Annotated in this window: 15 protein-coding genes; 9 read left to right on the top strand and 6 right to left on the bottom strand. The window is 71.8% G+C overall.

What is annotated here, in order from left to right; all coding sequences use genetic code 11:
* Positions 1–65: 65 nt before the first annotated feature.
* Positions 66–1,064, bottom strand: coding sequence for an ABC transporter substrate-binding protein (locus ACIGFK_RS16100; protein ID WP_376654840.1), 999 nt, complete (start codon positions 1,062–1,064; stop codon positions 66–68).
* A gap of 512 nt (positions 1,065–1,576) precedes the next feature.
* On the opposite strand from ACIGFK_RS16100, the gene araB reads away from it, so the two are divergent.
* Both araB and araA read left to right on the top strand, forming a co-directional pair.
* Positions 1,577–3,271 (top strand): ribulokinase, encoded by a 1,695-nt coding sequence (gene araB / locus ACIGFK_RS16095; RefSeq protein ID WP_400052200.1) that lies wholly within the window; start codon positions 1,577–1,579, stop codon positions 3,269–3,271.
* Between the two features lie 71 nt (positions 3,272–3,342).
* A complete protein-coding gene (gene araA / locus ACIGFK_RS16090; protein ID WP_400052198.1) occupies positions 3,343–4,854 on the top strand; it encodes an L-arabinose isomerase in 1,512 nt (503 codons plus the stop codon).
* A gap of 80 nt (positions 4,855–4,934) precedes the next feature.
* Here araA and ACIGFK_RS16085 read toward each other — a convergent pair whose 3' ends face one another.
* On the bottom strand, positions 4,935–6,146 hold the full coding sequence (locus ACIGFK_RS16085; RefSeq protein WP_376654843.1) for an ROK family protein: 1,212 nt from the start codon (positions 6,144–6,146) through the stop codon (positions 4,935–4,937).
* Between the two features lie 14 nt (positions 6,147–6,160).
* Positions 6,161–7,591 (bottom strand): xylulokinase, encoded by a 1,431-nt coding sequence (xylB, locus tag ACIGFK_RS16080; RefSeq protein WP_400052195.1) that lies wholly within the window; start codon positions 7,589–7,591, stop codon positions 6,161–6,163.
* A 93-nt stretch (positions 7,592–7,684) separates the two neighbouring features.
* Between xylB and xylA the strand changes: the two genes are divergently transcribed.
* Positions 7,685–8,857: a xylose isomerase gene (gene xylA / locus ACIGFK_RS16075; RefSeq protein WP_400052193.1), complete on the top strand. Its 1,173-nt coding sequence runs from the start codon at positions 7,685–7,687 to the stop codon at positions 8,855–8,857.
* A gap of 471 nt (positions 8,858–9,328) precedes the next feature.
* Here the strand turns inward: xylA and ACIGFK_RS16070 are convergent, their stop codons facing one another.
* From ACIGFK_RS16070 to ACIGFK_RS16060, 3 genes are all read right to left on the bottom strand, one after another.
* Entirely contained in the window at positions 9,329–10,378 is a 1,050-nt protein-coding gene (locus tag ACIGFK_RS16070) for an aldose epimerase family protein (RefSeq protein ID WP_376654846.1), read from the bottom strand.
* Positions 10,379–10,380: 2 nt separating this feature from the next.
* Positions 10,381–10,737, bottom strand: a complete 357-nt coding sequence (locus ACIGFK_RS16065; RefSeq protein WP_400052191.1) for a hypothetical protein — start codon at positions 10,735–10,737, stop codon at positions 10,381–10,383.
* A gap of 195 nt (positions 10,738–10,932) precedes the next feature.
* Complete coding sequence (locus tag ACIGFK_RS16060) at positions 10,933–11,922, bottom strand: LacI family DNA-binding transcriptional regulator (protein ID WP_376654970.1); 990 nt, start codon at positions 11,920–11,922, stop codon at positions 10,933–10,935.
* Between the two features lie 512 nt (positions 11,923–12,434).
* Between ACIGFK_RS16060 and chvE the strand changes: the two genes are divergently transcribed.
* The 6 genes from chvE (at position 12,435) to ACIGFK_RS16030 (ending at position 19,099) form a co-directional block, all read left to right on the top strand.
* Positions 12,435–13,529, top strand: coding sequence for a multiple monosaccharide ABC transporter substrate-binding protein (gene chvE, locus ACIGFK_RS16055; protein ID WP_376654848.1), 1,095 nt, complete (start codon positions 12,435–12,437; stop codon positions 13,527–13,529).
* Positions 13,530–13,631: 102 nt separating this feature from the next.
* Positions 13,632–15,179: a multiple monosaccharide ABC transporter ATP-binding protein gene (mmsA, locus tag ACIGFK_RS16050; RefSeq protein WP_376654849.1), complete on the top strand. Its 1,548-nt coding sequence runs from the start codon at positions 13,632–13,634 to the stop codon at positions 15,177–15,179.
* A gap of 3 nt (positions 15,180–15,182) precedes the next feature.
* Complete coding sequence (gene mmsB, locus ACIGFK_RS16045; RefSeq protein WP_386462847.1) at positions 15,183–16,418, top strand: multiple monosaccharide ABC transporter permease; 1,236 nt, start codon at positions 15,183–15,185, stop codon at positions 16,416–16,418.
* A gap of 313 nt (positions 16,419–16,731) precedes the next feature.
* Positions 16,732–17,637, top strand: a complete 906-nt coding sequence (locus ACIGFK_RS16040; RefSeq protein WP_400052189.1) for an expansin EXLX1 family cellulose-binding protein — start codon at positions 16,732–16,734, stop codon at positions 17,635–17,637.
* Positions 17,638–17,762: 125 nt separating this feature from the next.
* Entirely contained in the window at positions 17,763–18,296 is a 534-nt protein-coding gene (locus ACIGFK_RS16035) for a SigE family RNA polymerase sigma factor (RefSeq protein ID WP_376654852.1), read from the top strand.
* On the top strand, positions 18,293–19,099 hold the full coding sequence (locus tag ACIGFK_RS16030) for a hypothetical protein (RefSeq protein ID WP_400052188.1): 807 nt from the start codon (positions 18,293–18,295) through the stop codon (positions 19,097–19,099). The genes ACIGFK_RS16035 and ACIGFK_RS16030 overlap by 4 nt, the downstream gene beginning before the upstream one ends.
* Positions 19,100–19,112: the final 13 nt, after the last annotated feature.

The following is a 19,112-nucleotide window of genomic DNA, read 5'->3' as shown; positions in this document are numbered from 1 at the left end:
CGCGGGCCCCCGCAAGATCCTGAGGAGGACCCGGGCCGGGCCTCCCGCGGCACCGGCCGGCCGCGTCAGTAGTTCCGCGAAGGCAGCGCGGCCGCGGCCTTGTCCTGCGGGAAGACACCCTCCTGGGTCTCGACCCGGGTCGGCACGCTCTCCCCTGCGACGACCTTCTTGGCCAGCTCCATCAGCTGGTCGCCGAGCAGCGGGTTGCACTCCACCACGACGTTGATCTTGCCCTCGGTCATCGCGACGAAGGCGTCCTTGATTCCGTCCACCGAGATCACCTTGATGTCCGTACCGGGCTTCTTGCCGGACTCCTCGATGGCCTGGATGGCGCCGAGCGCCATGTCGTCGTTGTGGGCGTAGAGGACGTCGATGTCCTTCTGCGACTTCAGGAACGCCTGCATGACCTCCTTGCCCTTGGCCCGGGTGAAGTCGCCCGACTGCGAGGCCACGATCTTGAACTTGCCGTCGGCGCGGATGGCGTCGGCGAAGCCGGCCTTGCGGTCGTTGGCGGGTGCGGAGCCCGTGGTGCCCTGGAGCTCGACGATGTTGACCGGACCCTGCTCGTTGGCGTACGCGCTGGTCAGCCACTCGCCCGCGGACTTGCCCTCCTTGACGAAGTCCGAGCCCAGGAAGGTCTTGTAGAGGGAGGTGTCCTTGGTGTCCACGGCGCGGTCGGTGAGGATGACCGGGATGCCCGCGTCCTTGGCCTCCTTCAGCACCGTGTCCCAGCCGGACTCCACGACCGGCGAGAAGGCGATCACATCGACCCTCTGCTGGATGAAGGTGCGGATCGCCTTGATCTGGTTCTCCTGCTTCTGCTGCGCGTCGGAGAACTTGAGCTCGATCCCGGCCTTCTTCGCCGCCTCCTGGACGGACTTGGTGTTGGCGGTGCGCCAACCGCTCTCGGCGCCCACCTGGGCGAAGCCCATGGTGATCGTGCCGCCGGAGTGCGCCTTGGCCCCGGAGGCCGGGGCGGAGGCGGGGCCCTCGGTGGAGCAGGCGGTCAGCGCGGAGGAGGCGAGGAGGGCGGCGGTGAGGACGAGAGCTGCTCTGCGAGCCATGACGGGTGTCCTTTCGGATGTACGGAAGAGCTCCGCACGGCCGGGGCCGGGCTGTGCCGGGGGGGGCAGGGGCGGGGCCGGGTCGGAGCCGAGCTTCGGAGCCGGGGTCGACAGGAGACGGTTGCCCTCGGGAGGGGGCGCCGTCGCATTGTGAGCGTTAACAAGCCTGGTTCTCAACCCCCTTGTGTGCGTTACCTGTCCGTTACCGCGCGCCGCGCGCGGCGACTTGGCCCACTTCACCCGTTCGCGAGACCGCCGACTTCGCCATCCCGACCGGATGCATCAACCAGCGGCGGATCGAAGCCAGATCGGGTCGAGCCCCCGTATACGAAGGCCGCCACATCGGGTGACCTCCCCACATGATCCACGCAGAGCTCTTGCCCATCGACATTGTTAGCGCTCACAATGCCTTGGCGGCGGGCCTCCGCCGGCCGCCGGAACTGCCGGGACGGCATCTCCGGCTGCCGGGCCGCGCCGCCCACCACCCCACGGCTCCTTCGAAAGGCACTCCGTTGACGTCACCCCCTCCCCACGCGCCCACCCCGCCTTCCGAGGAATCGGAGCAGTACACGGTCGGCGTGGACTTCGGCACCCTGTCGGGCCGCGCCGTGGTGGTGCGGGTCCGCGACGGTCAGGAGCTGGCCGCGGCGGTCCACGCCTACCGGCACGGCGTCATCGACCGGCACCTGCCGCACGGCGGTGCCCAACTGCCTCCGGACTGGGCCCTGCAACACCCGCAGGACTGGCGGGACGTACTGCGTCACGCCGTCCCGGAGGCCGTGGCGGCGGCCGGAGTCGATCCTGCCGCGGTGATCGGCATCGCCACCGACTTCACCGCCTGCACCGTCCTGCCCACGCTGGCCGACGGGACTCCCCTCGCCGAGACGGAGCTCGCCGGACGGCCGCACGCGTGGCCCAAACTCTGGAAGCACCACGCGGCCCAGCCCCACGCCGACCGCATCAACGAACTCGCCCACGCCCGCGGAGAACGATGGATCACCCGCTACGGCGGCCGGATCTCCGCGGAATGGCAGTTCGCGAAGGCCCTCCAGGTCCTGGAGGAGGATCCGCTCGTCTACGAAAGCTGCGCGCGGTGGATCGAGGCCGCCGACTGGATCGTGTGGCAGCTCACCGGAGCCGAGTCCCGCAACGCCTGCACCGCCGGATACAAGGGCATCCACCAGGACGGCGCCTACCCGAGCGAGGAGTACCTGGCCGCGCTGAACCCCCGGTTCGCCGACTTCGCACGTACCCGCCTCGAATACCCCCTCTCCGCGCTGGGCTCACGCGTGGGCTCGCTCAGCACGGAGGCGGCGGCCTGGACGGGGCTGCGCCCCGGCATCGCCGTTGCCGCGGGCAACGTCGACGCCCATGTCACCGCAGCGGCGGCCCGGGCCGTCGAGGACGGTCAACTGCTCGCCATCATGGGCACCTCCACCTGCCACGTCGTGAACGCTCCCGTCCTCGCCGACGTCCCCGGCATCTGCGGTGTCGTCCACGGCGGGATCGTCGAAGGAGCCTACGGATACGAGGCCGGTCAGAGCGCGGTCGGCGACATCTTCGCCTGGGTACTGGACCAGGGCGTCCCGCCGGACTACCTCGCCGAGGCCGCCGACCGCGGCGAGGACCTCCACACCCTGCTGACCCGGAAAGCCGCCCTGCAGCCGGTCGGCGGCCATGGACTGGTCGCCCTCGACTGGCTGAACGGCAACCGTTCCGTCCTCGTCGACCACCACCTCTCCGGAGTCGTCGTGGGGCTCACCCTCGCGACCCGTCCCGAGGACGTCTACCGTGCGCTGCTCGAGGCAACCGCGTTCGGAACCCGCGTCATCGTGGAGGCCCTCGAGAAGGGCGGCGTCCCGGTGCACGAGTTCATCGTTGCCGGCGGACTGGCCAAGAACGAACTCCTGATGCAGATCTACTCCGACGTGCTGCGCCGCCCGGTCTCCCTCGCCGCGTCCGACCAGGGACCCGCCCTCGGGTCGGCCATCCACGCCGCCGTGGCCGCCGGCGCGCACACCGACGTGCGCAGGGCCACGGCGGCCATGGGCCGCCGACGGCCTGCCGTCTTCACGCCCGACGCCTCCCGAGCCGACGCCTACGACGCCCTCTTCGCCGAGTACCGGCTCCTGCACGACCACTTCGCCGCCGGCGGCCCGCTGCACCGCCTGAGGCGCATCCGCGATACGGCCCGCACGGCGGGCTGACGCCCGTCCCCCCTTCCCGCTTCCCCTCCCTCCCGCCGGCCCGCCGCGGGACGTCACCTTCAGGAGTCCATGTGCCCAGCCGAACATCCCCCGCCCAGGAGATCTGGTTCCTCACCGGCAGCCAGGGTCTGTACGGGGAGGAGACGCTGAAGCAGGTCGCCGAACAGTCGCGGCAGCTCGCCGGCGCGCTGGCCGACGCCTCCGGCATGCCCGCGCGAGTGGCGTGGAAGCCGGTACTGACCGACGCCGACGCCATCCGCCGGGTGTGCCTCGACGCCAACACCGACGACCGGTGCATCGGGCTCATCGCCTGGATGCACACCTTCTCGCCGGCCAAGATGTGGATCGCCGGACTGGACGCGCTGCGCAAGCCCTTGCTGCACCTCCACACCCAGTCGAACGTGGCCCTGCCCTGGGACACCATCGACATGGACTTCATGAACCTCAACCAAGCCGCTCACGGAGACCGCGAGTTCGGGCACATCCAGGCCCGTGTCGGCGTCCCCCGCAAGACCGTGGCCGGACACGTCACCGATCCGGCGACGACCGCACGCGTCGAGGTCTGGGCGCGGGCGGCCGCCGCACGCTCCGAACTGGCCACCCTCAAGGTCGCCCGCTTCGGCGACAACATGCGCGACGTGGCCGTCACCGAGGGCGACAAGGTCGAGGCCCAGCTGCGCTTCGGCGTCTCCGTCAACACGTACGGCGTGGGCGACCTGGTGGAGGTCGTCGACAGCGCGGACGGGACCGAGGTGGCTTCCCTCGTCGAGGCGTACCAGGACCTGTACGACCTGGCGCCGGAACTCCGGCCGGGCGGCGACCGGCACGACGCCCTGCGTTACGCGGCCCGCATCGAAGCCGGCCTGCGGACCTTCCTCGGAGCGGGCGGCTTCGGCGCCTTCACCACCAACTTCGAGGACCTGGGCGGACTGCGCCAGCTGCCCGGCATCGCGGTCCAGCGGCTCATGGCCCAGGGATACGGCTTCGGAGGAGAGGGCGACTGGAAGACCGCCGTCCTGCTGCGCGCCCTCAAGGCCGCCGCCGCCGGCCTCCCGGGCGGCACCTCCTTCATGGAGGACTACACCTACGACCTGACACCCGGAAACGAGCTCATCCTCGGCGCGCACATGCTCGAAGTCTGTCCCACCATCGCGTCCGCCAGGCCGAGGTGCGAGATCCATCCCCTCGGCATCGGCGGGCGGGAGGACCCGGTGCGCCTGGTGTTCGACGCAGCCCCCGGTCCGGCCGTGGTGGTCGGCCTCGCGGACCTCGGCGACCGCTTCCGCCTGATCGCCAACGACATCGACGTGGTGGCACCCCCCCACCCCCTGCCTGCCCTGCCCGTTGCCCGCGCGGTCTGGCGGCCCCGCCCCGACCTGCGGACCTCCACCGAATCCTGGCTGACGGCCGGAGGACCGCACCACACCGTCCTCAGTACCGCCCTCACCTCCGACCACCTCGACGACCTGGCGGAGATGCTCCGGATGGAACTCGCCCTCATCGACGGGACCACCACCCCGAAGCAGTTCCGGCGCGATCTCCGCTGGAACCAGGCGTACTACCGGCTGGCACAGGGACTGTGAACCGGTGCGACCGGAGCGGCCCGCCGCACCGGGCGGCCACCCGCCCGGCGGACGCGCGGCGGACCCGCGCGGTCGCGGCGCTAGCGGGCCGGCAGGCGGGTGGGATCGGCGATGATCTGCCGGACGGTCGACCATGCCGCGCCCAGCACCGGTCCGCGCCGCCCCAGGGCGGAGGGCCGTACCGCCTCCGGGGTCCAGGGCCGGACGGTGACCCGGGCGGCGAGTTCGGCGCGTACCGGCGGGAGGAGCCAGTCGGCGAGTTCGGCGTAGGCGCCCCCCAACACGAGGCCGTCCGGGTCGATGAGGTTCACCGCCGAGGCGAGGGCGAGGCCCAGGGCCCGGCCGGCGCGGTCCAGGGCGTGCAGGGTCGCCGCGTCCCCCGCGGCTGCACGCTCGGCCAGCAGGGCCACCGGGTCGCCGGCGCCTCCCAGCCCTGCCTCGCGCAGTACGGCCGCTTCACCCGCGTACTGCTCCAGGCAGCCGCGTGCCCCGCAGGGACACGGTGCGCCCTCCGGGTGGACGGGCAGGTGGCCCAGTTCGCCCGCGAAACCGCGGGCGCCCCGGAACAGCTGCCCGCCGATGACCAGGGCGGCGCCGATTCCGGCCTCGGCGGAGACGTGGACGAAGGTCTCGGCGGGGTGTCCCCGGTGCCACTGCTCGGCCAGCGCCCCGAGGTTGGCCTCGTTCTCCGGCTCGGGCACGGCGGCGGGGTCCGGCCAGTGGTCGGCGGGTCGGACGGCCCGCCAGCCGAGGTTGGGGGCGTTCTCGACCAGTCCGCCCGGGGCGTTCGGCACCACTCCCGGCACGGCCAGGACGCGGCCTTCGACACGCAGGCCGAGTGCGGCGGCCTCGGACTCCGCGTCGGAGCCCAGCGCGGCGGCCTCGGCCAGTACCTGCCCGGCCGGCCGGCCCGCGTTGGCCCGCTCCACGCGGCGCCACACCCGGGGTTCGCCGCGCAGGTCCACGACGCACGCGGCGAGATGGGTGACGCCGATCTCCAGGCCGAGGCCGGCGGGACCCCGGTCGTTCAGGGCCAGGGCCCGCCCGGGGCGGCCGACGCGTCCGCTGGGCGCGGTCTCCGTCTCGGTCAGCGCGCCGCGGCCGATGAGCTCGTCGACCATGGAGGAGACGGCCGGCCTGGTCAGGCCCGTGCGCCCGGCGACGTCCGCCCGGGAGAGCGGACCGTGCGCGGCGACCGCGCCGATCACCACCGCGAGGTTCTGCCGACGCATCCCCTGCTGCGAGGCGGGCGCGTCCTCCACGCCCCCGCCCACCCTGCCGATCCCCGCCATCGAAGCCGGCCCTCCTATCGTTCTTCCGGCGACACCTCCTGCAGCGCCCGCGCCCGCCGCAGCGTACTGGTGATCCGTCCGAGCGTGTCGTCGTCCCGGGGTACGGGCTCCAGGACCCGGCCCTCGGCGGTCCGCCAGCGCCGGGCGACGGCGTCGGCCGGCTCACCGGTGAGCAGGGCGGCGGCCTGGGCGGCGGCCCCGAGCGCGACCAGTTCCCGGGCCGCGGGCACCTGGACCGCCCGGCCGGACAGCCGCAGGACGGTCCGCTGCCAGGCCGCGCCGCGGGCTCCGCCGCCGATCAGCAGCAGGGGTTCGCCGGGGGCGGGGTCCTCGCCTCCGGCGAGCAGTACGCCGCCCAGCGCCGTGAGCAGGGCGTGGGCGGCGCCGTCGTAGGCGGCCTGCAGCAGCTGTCCCGGTGTGGTGTCGTGACGCAGACCGTGGACCAGGCCGGAGGCGCCCGGGAGGTCCGGGGTGCGCTCGCCGTCGAGGTAGGGAAGCACCACCACCGTGCCGCCCTGTTCGACGGCCTCGCGGTCGCGGCCGACGAGGGCGGCGAAGCGGTCGACGGCGAGGGTGCAATTGAGCGTGCAGGCGAGCGGCAGCCAACCGCCGAGCGCGTCGGCGAAGCCGGCCACGGTTCCGCTCGGGTCGGCGGGCCGCGTCCGGCCGACGGCGTAGACGGTGCCGGAGGTACCGAGGCTCAGCACCGGGCGTCCGGGGGTCAGGCCCAGCCCGAGGGCGGCGGCCATGTTGTCCCCGGTCCCGGTGGCCACCAGCGCGCCCTCGCGCAGGGGCATGCCGGCGCGGACGAGGCCCGCCCGGGCGCCCGGCGGGAGGACCTGCGGCAGCAGCCCGGAGTCGAGTCCGATCCGGGCGAGGACCTCCCGGTCGTAGCCGTCCGGGCCCCACCAGCCGGTTCCCGACGCGTCACCGCGGTCCGTCACCGCCTCGCCGGTCAGCCGCTCCGTCAGGAAGTCGTGGGGAAGCCGGACCGCGGTGACGCGGTCGGCGGCGGCGGGCTCGTTCGCGCGCAGCCAGGCCCACTTGGCGGAGGTGAAGGCGGCCGTCGGGACGCTGCCTGTGCGGCGGGCGAGCTCTGCCGCGCCGAAGGCGGCTGCGAGTCCGGTGGCCTGCGGCGCGGAGCGGACGTCGTTCCACAGCAGCGCCGGGCGCACCGGCCGGCCGGCCGGGTCGAGGGTGACCAGGCCGTGCTGCTGGCCGGCGACCGAGCATGCGGCGACGCGGTCCGCCCAGCCGGTGCCCGCCACGGCCGCGCCCAGCGCCCGCCACCACTCTTCGGGGTCGCTCTCGCGTCCGGCGCCCGCGCTGACGGCGTGCGCGGCGCGGCCCTCGCCCAGAACGGCGCCGGTCTCCAGATCGACGGCGAGGGCCTTGGTGGACTGGGTCGAGCTGTCCACGCCGATCACGACACGCTGAGCAGCCATGCGTTCCTCCGGTGGGGTTCCTTCTGGCGTCTCCGCATACTAATTTGTTTTCCGTCATTACAAATAGCCCTCGGCCCGGATCCGGAGCGCCCCATGACCAGCGACCCGCTCGTCCCCACTCCCGCGCACAGGTTCACCTTCGGCCTGTGGACCGTCGGCTGGCAGGGGCGGGACCCCTTCGGCGACGCCACCCGGCCCGCCCTCGACCCGGCCCGGACCGTGGAGCGGCTGGCCGGGCTCGGCGCCTACGGCGTCACGTTCCACGACGACGACCTGATCCCCTTCGCGGCCGGCGACACCGCACGCGACCAGGCGGTCAAGCGCTTCCGGACCGCACTCGACACGGCCGGGTTGAAGGTGCCGATGGCCACCACCAACCTCTTCACCCACCCCGTCTTCAAGGACGGTGCCTTCACCGCCAACGACCGGGACGTCCGCCGGTACGCGCTGCGCAAGACGATCCGCAACATCGACCTGGCCGTGGAACTCGGCGCCTCGGTCTACGTCGCATGGGGCGGCCGCGAGGGCGCCGAGTCGGGCGCGGCCAAGGACGTGCGCACCGCCCTCGACCGGCTGAAGGAGGCCTTCGACCTGCTGGGCGAGTACGTCGCCAGCCAGGGCTACGACCTGCGCTTCGCGATCGAACCCAAGCCCAACGAGCCGCGCGGTGACATCCTGCTGCCCACCATCGGCCACGCCCTGGCGTTCATCAACGAGTTGGACCGGCCCGAGCGGGTCGGCCTCAACCCGGAGGTCGGCCACGAGCAGATGGCCGGGCTGAACTTCCCGCACGGCATCGCCCAGGCCCTGTGGCACGGCAAGCTGTTCCACATCGACCTCAACGGCCAGTCCGGCATCAAGTACGACCAGGACCTGCGTTTCGGCGCGGGTGACTTGCGCCAGGCCTTCTGGCTGGTCGACCTGCTGGAGTCGGCCGGCTACGACGGCCCCCGCCACTTCGACTTCAAGCCGCCGCGCACCGAGGATTCCGGCGGGGTCTGGGCCTCGGCGGCCGCCTGCATGCGCAACTACCTGCTTCTGGCCGAGCGTTCCCGCGCCTTCCGGTCCGATCCGGAGGTCCGGGCCGCGCTCGCCGCCTCCCGGCTGCCCGAACTCGCCCTCCCCACCGCCGAGGACGGCCTGGCCGCTCTCCTCGCCGACAGGTCCGCCTTCGACGAGTTCGACGTCGAGGCCGCCGCCCGCCGCGGCATGGCCTTCGAACAACTCGACCAGCTCGCCCTCGAACACCTCCTCGGCGCCCGCTGAGCCGGTGGGTCGATGAGCCGGGCCGTGGCGTTCCACGGTCCGGCGTCGGTGACCCATCGCCGGCAGTAGTGGTCGGGAGAGTCGATGCCGCGGGTCATGAAGCCCTCGGCCCACTGCGGGCCGTCGCCCACGCCCCGGTCCGGTGTGTCGTGGCCCTGGCCCCGGCTGTCGACGACGAGTCGCGCGCAGCCTGCCGTGTTGCGCGGGCGCAGCAGCCAGGCGGCCCCCGGCTCGCCCTTCCAGCCGGGGAAGCGCACGTCGTCGACCTCGATGGTGCTCAGCTGGTGCTGAGCTCGGCGGGCCCAGGGAGCGTTGCCCCCGCCGGTAAGGGCACAGGTGGGGGGTGGGGTGGGGTGGGGTGGGGTGGCGGCCCGCCCCCCGGACGGGCCGCCGGTCTCACCCTGCCCGCGTCGGTCACCGCGACGGCCCGGAACTTCCCGGGCGGCGTCAGCGGTCGAGGGGCAGCTGTCCTTACTCGACCGAGAAGCGGTACACCGTCATCGAGCGGTACTCCTCCCCCGGGCGCAGTTGGCTGGAGGGATACTCGGGCCGGTTGGGCGAGTCCGGAAAGCGCTGGGTCTCCAGCGCGATGCCCGCGTACGCGAAATACGGGCGACCGGAGCGGCCGGTCAGCGACCCGTCGAAGTGGTTGCCGGTGTAGACCTGGAGCCCCGGCTCCGTGGTCATGCATTCGACGCGGCGGCCGCTGGCGGGGTGGCTCAGGACGGCGGCCCGCCTGAGACCGGTGCCGTCGAGCACCCAGTTGTGGTCGAAGCCATCGCCGGCCCGGCGGATCTGCGGGTGTTCCTCGGTGATGCGGGCACCGATCGTCCGGGGCTCGCGGAGGTCGAAGGGCGTGCCGGTGACGGACTCGGCCGGACCGAGCGGTATCAGCTCCGCGTCCACGGGGGTGTAACGGGCGGCCTCGACACGCAGCAGGTGGCCGAGCACCGTCCCGCAACCCTCGCCGGCCAGGTTGACATACATGTGGTTGGTGAGGTTGACGACCGTCGGGGCGTCCGTGGTCGCGCGGTAGGCGAGGGAGAGTTCGCCGTCGGGGCCGAGCAGGTAGGTGACCTCGGCCGTGAGGGCGCCGGGGAATCCCTGGTCGCCGTCGGGGCTGTCCATACGGAAGCGGACGCCGGCCCGCCGGCCCACGCGAACCGGCACGCCGTCCCAGAGGCGAGTGGCGAAGCCGTCCGGTCCGCCGTGCAGGGTGTGGCCGTCCTGCTGGGTGGCCAGCCGGTGCGTCGTGCCGTCGAGGGTCAGCGTTCCGCCGGCGATCCGATTGGCGTAGCGGCCGACCGTCGCGCCGAAGTAGGCAGCCTCCCCCAGCAGATCCGCTGTGCTCTCGCAGCCCAGGACGACGTTGGCACGCCTCCCGTTCCGGTCCGGCGCGTGCAGGGCCTGCAAGCGGGCTCCCAGGCTGAGCACCTCCGCCGCCACGCCCTGCGGGGAGCTGAACGTCCAGCGGGTGATGCGCCGCCCGTCCGGGAGCTCTGCGGCAGTCTCCTGGGCCACCGTCACTTCACCATGGGATACGAGTGCATCTCGCGACACGCGACTACTCCGTTCAACGCGGCGGGGAGGGGAGCGACGCCCGCCGTACGGGCGGTGGTGGCCGACCGGGGCGGAGCGGTTTCCGTCCATCCGGTCGAGCGCCACCAGGCCGTGCCCGCCGACGGGCCGTTGACGACGTGGCAGGTGGAGGTGCCCGTGAGGGCGGGGAGTCGGCCGTTCCCAAGGTGCCGGGCGGCCACCGCGGGCACGTATGCGTCGGCACTGCCGGCGGCCACCGGCTGGACCGTACCTGCGGTGAAGCCGGCGGCGGTGCCGATGACGTACCTGTCCGAGCCCCGGACGGCAGGGATCAAGGTCACTTTCTCATCCTTCGCACCGGCAACCGGCATGCGTTCCAGCGGAGTTGAAGGGGAACATCGCTCCGAGAGATTGTTAGCGTTAACAATGCGCCCCTGTCAAGGGGGAGGCCTGCGGGGGCGCTCCGGTGAGTGCGTCCGAGGCGGCGGTGAGCACGGGCCGCCGGGGCGGCCGGCCCCGGGTCGGCCGGCGCCGGCTCAACGGCGGGTGGCGGGACCCGCGCTGCGACGCAGCACCATCTCGGGAGGAATCCGCACGTGAGCACGGGTCTGCGCGACGCCCTCCAGTTCCTCGACGAGCAGTTCCAGGGCCCGGCGGCCGAGCTCGCCGAAGTCCTGCCGCACGGTGGTCAGGGGCGGGGTGAAGTAGGCGGCCTCGGGAATGTCGTCGAAGCCGACCACACTGATGTCGCCCGGGATCGAGCGGCCGGCCTCGTGCAGGGCGCGCAGCAGGCCGAGCGCCATGTGGTCGTTGGCGCAGAAGACGGCGGTGACGTCGCCCAGTTCGGCGATCCGCAAGCCCGCCTGGTAGCCGGCGCGCGCGCTCCAGTCGCCGGGCTCGACACGCGGCACGGGGGCTCCGGCAGCCTCCAGCGCACCGCGCCAGCCCTCCTGGCGGTCCCGGCTCTCCAGCCAGCCGGCCGGGCCGGCCAGGTGGTGCACGGTGCGGTGGCCCAGATCGAGCAGGTGCCTGGTGGCCGCTTCGGCGCCGGACCGGTTGTCCACCGAGACCATCGGAACCCGCGACTGGCTGCCCGGTCCGACCGCGACGACCGGCACGGAGCTGGAGAGCTTGGCCACCGCGCTGACGGCGGAGATCTGGGGCGCGATCACGACGACGCCTTCCACGCCCTGGTCGCGCAGGCGGTCGACAGCCTCCTGAACCGAGCGGCCGTCCAGGGAGCGCAGACTTGTCACGCTGACGAAATACCCCGCACTGCGCGCAGCCTGTTCGATGCCGTGCAGCATCGAGGCGGGACCGTACAGGGTCGATTCGAAGCTGACCACGCCGAGAGTCTGCGAGCGGCGGGTGACCAGGGCGCGGGCAGCGGAGTTGGGCCGGTAGTCCAGCTCACGGATGGCGGCGAGCACCCGCTCCCGGGTCCCGGGCCGCACGTGCGGGGCGCCGTTGAGCACCCGGGACACCGTCTGGTGGGACACGCCGGCCAATTTGGCCACGTCCGCCATCACGGGGTGGCGCCGCTCGGTCCCGCCACTGTCGTTTCCCACTCGCACTTCCCTCCTCGACTCCGGCTACGGTACGCCACCGGCCGCCGAGGAGGGCTGCGTGAACGTTGGCGGACGAGCGGACGCGGCGGCGGTACCGCGTTCGCCGCCGCGGCGGCGATCGGCCGCCACGGCGTGCGGCCCACGACCGCGATCCGGTACTCGCGGACCAAACGCCTCGCCCGAGGCGGCAGAAGCCGCTCGTGGTCGACGTACCCGTTCCGTGCCCGATGCGCAGGTGCCCTCGCCGAGGGGGCCGATCGCCTCCGCCGCCGTCAAGCCGACGGTGATCCGAACAGACCCTTGACGGCACACTTGTGAGCGTTAACACTCAGGTATCGCCAGGCCGGAGCCGCTGCGACGCCCGACTTCACACAGCGCGAGAAGACGAATCCCGGCCGGCTCCGCTCGACCGCTTCCGGTCACCCAGCCGGGTCGCACTGTGCCGGTCGCGGAACATCACTGGAGGAACTGTGCGGAAGCTTTCAGCGGGCCTCGTCGCCTTCGGTCTCACGCTGTCGCTGGCAGCCTGCGGCCAGAGCGCCAACGGAGCGGGCGACGGCGGGGCCGGCAAAGACGCCGAAGGGGGCCTCATCGGCATCGCGATGCCGACCAAGTCGTCGGAGCGCTGGATCAACGACGGCAACAACATGGTCAAGGAGTTTCAGGCCAAGGGCTACAAGACCGACCTCCAGTACGGCGACAACGTCGTGGAGAACCAGGTCTCCCAGGTGGAGAACATGATCACCAAGGGGGCCAAGCTGCTGGTGATCGCCGCCATCGACGGCTCCTCGCTCACCAATGTGCTGCAGAAGGCCGCCGACGCCCACGTCCCCGTCATCTCCTACGACCGGCTGATCCGCGGCACGAAGAACGTCGACTACTACGCGACCTTCGACAACTACAAGGTCGGTGTCCTGCAGGGCAGTTACATCGTCGACAAACTCGGCCTCAAGGACGGCAAGGGTCCCTTCAACATCGAGCTGTTCGCCGGCTCACCGGACGACAACAACGCCGCGTTCTTCTACAACGGTGCGATGAGCGTCCTGAAGCCGTACATCGACGACAAGAAGCTGGTCGTGCAGAGCGGCCAGACCTCCTTGAACCAGATCGCCACCCTGCGCTGGGACGGCGGTCTCGCCCAGTCCCGGATGGACAACCTGCTGAGCAAGTCGTACACCGCCGCCCGCGTCGACGCGGTGCTCTCGCCGTACGACGGCATCTCGATCGGCATCATCTCCTCGCTCAAGGGCGTCGGCTACGGCGCCGGCCAGCCGCTTCCCGTCGTCACGGGCCAGGACGGCGAGCTGGCCTCGGTGAAGTCGATCATCGCGGGCGAGCAGACCCAGACCGTCTACAAGGACACCCGCCAACTGGCCAAGGCCGCGGTCCAGATGGGTGACGCACTGCTGACCGGCGGCAAGCCCGAGGTCAACGACACCAGTCAGTACGACAACGGCGTCAAGACCGTACCGGCGCAGCTGCTCCAGCCGGTCAGCGTCGACAAGGAGAACTACCGGAAGGTCCTGGTGGACAGCGGCCAGTACACCGCCGACCAGCTCAAGTAGCCCACGGAGCCCGTCCCACGGGTCCGGTGACGCCCAACCGGCGGTGCGGCGCCCGGGAGACCGCCCGGCACCGCACCGCCCCGACGATACGGAAGCACAACCATGGCCCGACCCGTTCTCGAAATGCGGTCGATCAGCAAGACGTTTCCCGGTGTCACGGCTCTCTCCGAGGTCAACCTGACCGTCGGCACGGGGGAGGTGCACGCCGTCTGCGGTGAGAACGGCGCCGGCAAGTCCACCCTGATGAAGGTACTCAGCGGCGTCCACCCGCACGGCAGCTACGAAGGCGAGATCCGGTTCGAGGGCGAACCCTGCCGCTTCCGGGACATCCGGGCCAGCGAGCAGCGCGGCATCGTCATCATCCACCAGGAACTCGCGCTGGTCCCGTATCTGTCCATCGCCGAGAACATCTTCCTCGGCAACGAGCACGCCACCCGGGGTGTCATCAGCTGGCACCGGACGCTGACGCACGCCGCGGCGCTGATCCGGCAGGTCGGACTCGACGAGAGCCCGCACACCAGGATCGCCGACCTCGGCGTGGGTAAACAGCAGTTGGTCGAGATCGCCAAGGCGCTCGCCAAGAAGGTCAAGCTGCTCATCCTGGACGAGCCGACGGCCGCCCTGAACGACGAGGACAGCCGCAAGCTGCTCGACCTGATCCTCGAACTCAAGGCCCAGGGCATCTCCTGCATCCTCATCTCGCACAAGCTGAACGAGATCGCCCGGGTCGCCGACGCCGTCACCATCCTGCGCGACGGGCGGACCATCGAGACCATCGCCATCGGTTCCGACGGCATCTCCGAAGAGCGGATCATCCGCGGCATGGTCGGCCGCGACCTGGAACACCGCTACCCCGAGCGCGCCCCGCAGATCGGCGAGGTCGCCTTCGAAATCGATGACTGGAGCGTCCGACACCCCATCGACCACCGGCGCCGGGTGGTCGACGGCGCCTCGCTGAACGTCCGTCGTGGTGAGATCGTCGGCGTCGCCGGCCTCATGGGCGCCGGCCGCACCGAGCTGGCCATGAGCGTCTTCGGCCGCTCGTACGGACGGTGGACCGGCGGCCGGGTGCGGCTGCACGGCCGGGAGATCCGCACCCGGACGGTTCCGGAGGCGATCGGGCACGGCATCGCGTACGTGACCGAGGACCGCAAGCAGCTCGGCCTCAATCTGGGCGACGACATCAGCCGGAACATCTCGCTGAGCGCCCTGGGCAAGGTGGCCCGGCGGGGCTGGGTCGACCGGCACGAGGAGACGCGGATCGCCGAAACGTACCGGCGGACGATGAACATCAAGGCCCCCTCGGTGTTCGCGGAGACCGGCAAGCTCAGTGGCGGCAACCAGCAGAAGGTCGTCCTCAGCAAGTGGATCTTCGCCGATCCGGAGGTGCTGATCCTCGACGAACCCACCCGGGGCATCGACATCGGCGCCAAGGCGGAGATCTACACCGTCATCGCCGAACTCGCGGCCCAGGGCAAGGCGGTACTCGTCATCTCCTCCGAGCTCCCCGAACTCCTGGGCCTGTGCGACCGGATCTACACCATGGCCGAAGGCCGGATCACCGGTGAGGCGACCCGCGCCGAGGCCACCCAGGAATCCCTCATGCGGCTCATGACCATGAGCGCGGCATACCCCGACAAGCAGGTGTGAGGCATGGCCCAGATCGAGACCACCCCGAAGACCGCGCCCAGTACCCCGGAAACCGGCCGACGATCATCAGCCGGTGCCGTACTGGCCCGGGCGCTGCGCGGCAACCTGCGCCAGTACGGGATGCTGGTCGCGCTGGCGCTGATCGTGCTGCTGTTCCAGTTCTGGACGGACGGCATCCTGCTCCAGCCGCTCAACATCACCAATCTGATCCAGCAGAACGGCTACATCCTCATCCTGGCCATCGGCATGATGATCGTCATCATCGCCGGGCACATCGACCTGTCGGTCGGGTCGCTCGCCGCCTTCGTCGGGGCGGCCGCGGCGGTGATGATGGTCGAGCACAAGATGCCGTGGCCCGTGGCGCTGGTGGTCGCGCTGCTGATCGGGGCCCTCGCCGGAGCCTGGCAGGGGTTCTGGATCGCCTATCTCGGGATCCCCTCGTTCATCGTCACGCTGGCCGGCATGCTGCTGTTCCGCGGTGGGACCCAGATCCTCCTGCAGGGGCAGTCGGTGGCGCCGTTCCCCAAGGGCTTCCAGAACATCAGCAGCGGCTTCCTCCCCGCGGTCGGCCCGCACACCGACTACCACAACCTCACCCTGGTGCTGGGCCTCTCGGTGCTGGCCGTAGCGATCCTGCAGGAGGTGCGCGGACGGCGGCGGGCGGCCTCGTACGGGCTGGAACCGCTCCCGGCCGGGCTGTTCCTGGTGAAGCTCGGCGCGATCACCGCGGCCGTGGTGGCCTTCACGCTGTTGCTGGCCAGCTACCACGGGGTGCCGATCGTCCTGCTGATCCTCGGCGTCCTGCTGGTCGGCTTCGGATACGTGATGCGCAACTCGGTCCTCGGCCGGCACACCTACGCCATCGGCGGCAACGAGGCGGCGGCGAGGCTGTCCGGGGTGAAGAGCAAGCGGGTCGTCTTCCTCGCCTTCGTGAACATGGGCGTCCTGGCGGCCCTGGCCGGGCTGGTCTTCGCCGCGCGGCTCAACGCCGGTACGCCGCAGGCCGGCATCAACTTCGAGCTGGAGGCGATCGCCGCCGCGTTCATCGGCGGCGCCTCCGCGAGCGGCGGTGTGGGAACCGTCCTCGGTGCGCTCACCGGCGGTCTGGTGCTGGGCGTGCTGAACAACGGCATGTCGCTGGTGGGCGTGGGTACCGACTACCAGCAGGTGATCAAGGGCCTGGTCCTGCTGGCGGCCGTCGGCTTCGACGTCTACAACAAGCGCAAGGCCGGAGCCTGACCCGGCCCCTCCTCGGCCCGGCCCGCCGCCGACGAGGAGGGGTGCCTCGCCTGCCGACGTTCCGATGGTCCAGGACGCGGGCCCCGATCTCGATTCGCTCACCGTCCAGTTGCAGGAGGCGTTGGCCGGCTGCCTCGCCGAACACCGCGGCACGGGCCGCTGCCGAGCTGTGGGCCGCTCGGTGGCGGATCCGGCGGCAACCTTTTCGCGTCCTGCGGCGACCGGGCAGTGCACCTCGACTCGGATCTTCGAACGGACGGACATGCAGACTGCACGGCAGGTCGCGCGGCAGCGCAGGCGTAGACACAGGCTGATGAGGGGAACGGCGGTGCTGCTGACCGCCGCGGGCGCCCTCTTCTGCCTGGTGACAGCCATGCTCCCCAGCCCCGAGGACGAGGCCGGGGCCCGGGGCCGGGCCGGCATGGCGGCCCCTGCTGCCACCCTGGCGGGAGCCACTCCCCCGGCCCCGACGGGCCCTCCGCCCCCGGCGGACGGCTCGCACAGCGCGGCGATCCCGACGGCGGCCGTCGGGGCGACCACCGCGGCGGCGCCCCGGCCTTCGGCGAAGGAGACCCCACCGGCGGCGTCCGTCCCGGCACCGTCGGCAGGGCGCATCCAGCCCGGGACCACATACAAGGGCGTCGCCACCGCCTACGCTGCCGGAGACGGCGACGGCGCCTGTCTGTTCGGCCCGAGCAACGACCTCATGATCGCGGCGATGAACACCACCGACTACGAGTCGTCCAGGGCGTGCGGTGCGTACGTACGTGTACGCGCCGCGAGCGGCGCCTCGATCACGGTCCGGATCACCAACGAGTGCCCACTGCCCTGCGCACCCGGACAACTGGACCTCAGCGAACAGGCTTTCGCGAAACTGGCCGATCCCCGGCTCGGCCGTATCCCGATCACCTGGAGCCTGCTCAGCCCCCGCACGTCCGGCACGCTCTCCATCCGGTACAAGACCGGGTCAAGCCCCCACTGGTGCGGCATCCAGGTGATCGACCACCGGAATCCGGTCGCACGACTGGAGGTGCGCACCGCCAAGGGCTGGCGAAGGCTGCCCCGTACCGACTACAACTACTTCCTCTCCGCCGACGGCAGCGGGTGCGGCGGCGCGATGAGGATCACCGACATCTACGGAGAGCAGCTGACGGTCGACGGGACCGCACTGCTGCCGGACGTCGCACAACCGACCCGGGTCCAGTTCGCCCCGCACTGAAACCGCACCGCGGCCGGGTGAGTGACCCGGGGCGCGGCGCATCGAGGCGCGTGGATCGACCGGGCGCTGGTACGCTGCCGACCGAATGTTAACGCACACATTTTCGAAGGGGGCGAGCGACGGACATGGTCCTCGATGACGCGTCCGCGGAGTTCCACGACTTCTTCGAACGCCACTACGCCGAACTCTCCCGGTTCGCCCATCTCCTGACGGGCGAGACGGACGGTGCCGACGATCTGGCCGCGGACGCCCTGATCGCACTGTGGCAGCGCTGGGACCGGATGCGCCAGGCCGAGCACCCGCTCGCCTACGCGCGTGGCGTGGTCGCCAACCTGGCGCGGTCACGGATCCGCAGCGCGGTCCGCGAGCGCCGCCGGATCGCCCTGTTCTGGTCCCGCGGTGCGGAGGCGTCGGGCGGCCCGGACGTGGCCGCCGTGGTGGACGTACGCACGGCTCTCGCCCGGTTGCCGTTCCGTAAGCGGACGTGCGTGGTCCTGCGGCACGCCTTCGACCTCTCGGAGAAGGACACCGCTCTGGCGCTCGGAATATCGGTCGGTACGGTGAAGAGCCAGACCTCGAAGGGGATGGCCGAACTGGAACGGATGCTGGGCACCACGGCAGCAGCCGGGGAACTGCTGGCGGGGAGGAGGAGCCGATGAACGAGGAGCTCAGCGGACGGCTGCGCACAGCCGCCGAGGCCCACCAGCCCGACCGCGCCCGGATCCTGGCACGCGTGGAACGCGGCATGTCCGCAGCCCCCGACCGCCACGGCGAGTCGTCCGGCGCGAGGCCCTGGCCCAGGGTGGCGCTCGCCTCCCTCGCCGCGGCCGGCATTCTGGCGGGCGGTGGTTTCGCCGTCGCCTCCATCGTCCAATCGCCGCCGGCCCGGCCGGACGTCCCGGCCGCCCCCGCTGCGCCGTCCGCGCCGTCCGCGCCCTGGACGCCCCACGCGACGCCGCCGGCGCCCACCACCGGCGGCCCGACCGTGCCGGACCGCTCGTCCTCGACGAGCGCCGGCCCGGAGGCATCGGGGAGCACGGGCCCGGCCCGGCCCGGCAGCGCACACGTACAGGACGGGCCTCTGTGGTCGGCCGGCTCCTTGGACGCGGGCAGCAACACCTACTGGGCGCAGAGCAACATCACCCTCAGGACCGCCCAGCCGCTCACCGCACTCACCGTGGAGCTGCGCATCACGCAGACGGCCGGAGTGCAGAGCACCGGCAACTGGCGGACGCTGCCCGCCGACGACTTCACCGTCACCGTGCAGCAGGAAGGCGGAGTCGTGGTCTACCGCTGGATCCTCAAGCCGGGCCGTACGGTCCCGGCCGGACAGCACGTCTTCGCCGGCCAGTACAACCACGCCGCCGGCGAGCGCGAGACCGGACGCGACGGCTACCGCGTCGACGCAACCGGTCCGCGCGGCGCCCTCTCGGTCTGGGGCGGCTTCACCCCGGCACGATGAGGCGCCGCGCCCG

This window comes from Streptomyces sp. NPDC085524, from assembly GCF_044541755.1.
Taxonomy (GTDB): domain Bacteria; phylum Actinomycetota; class Actinomycetes; order Streptomycetales; family Streptomycetaceae; genus Streptomyces.
The sequence above is the reverse complement of the archived record's forward strand: the minus strand, read 5'-3'. Positions and strand labels throughout refer to the sequence as shown.

What these genes read in the sequence shown, in the direction of transcription:
- ACIGFK_RS16040 (WP_400052189.1), top strand. Translation starts at nt 16,732, where the DNA reads ATGAGGGGAACGGCGGTGCTGCTGACCGCCGCGGGCGCCCTCTTCTGC.
- xylA (WP_400052193.1), top strand. Translation starts at nt 7,685, where the DNA reads ATGACCAGCGACCCGCTCGTCCCCACTCCCGCGCACAGGTTCACCTTC.
- ACIGFK_RS16035 (WP_376654852.1), top strand. Translation starts at nt 17,763, where the DNA reads ATGGTCCTCGATGACGCGTCCGCGGAGTTCCACGACTTCTTCGAACGC.
- mmsB (WP_386462847.1), top strand. Translation starts at nt 15,183, where the DNA reads ATGGCCCAGATCGAGACCACCCCGAAGACCGCGCCCAGTACCCCGGAA.
- ACIGFK_RS16030 (WP_400052188.1), top strand. Translation starts at nt 18,293, where the DNA reads ATGAACGAGGAGCTCAGCGGACGGCTGCGCACAGCCGCCGAGGCCCAC.
- ACIGFK_RS16100 (WP_376654840.1), bottom strand. Translation starts at nt 1,064, where the DNA reads ATGGCTCGCAGAGCAGCTCTCGTCCTCACCGCCGCCCTCCTCGCCTCC.
- mmsA (WP_376654849.1), top strand. Translation starts at nt 13,632, where the DNA reads ATGGCCCGACCCGTTCTCGAAATGCGGTCGATCAGCAAGACGTTTCCC.
- ACIGFK_RS16060 (WP_376654970.1), bottom strand. Translation starts at nt 11,922, where the DNA reads ATGGCGGACGTGGCCAAATTGGCCGGCGTGTCCCACCAGACGGTGTCC.
- xylB (WP_400052195.1), bottom strand. Translation starts at nt 7,591, where the DNA reads ATGGCTGCTCAGCGTGTCGTGATCGGCGTGGACAGCTCGACCCAGTCC.
- ACIGFK_RS16085 (WP_376654843.1), bottom strand. Translation starts at nt 6,146, where the DNA reads ATGGCGGGGATCGGCAGGGTGGGCGGGGGCGTGGAGGACGCGCCCGCC.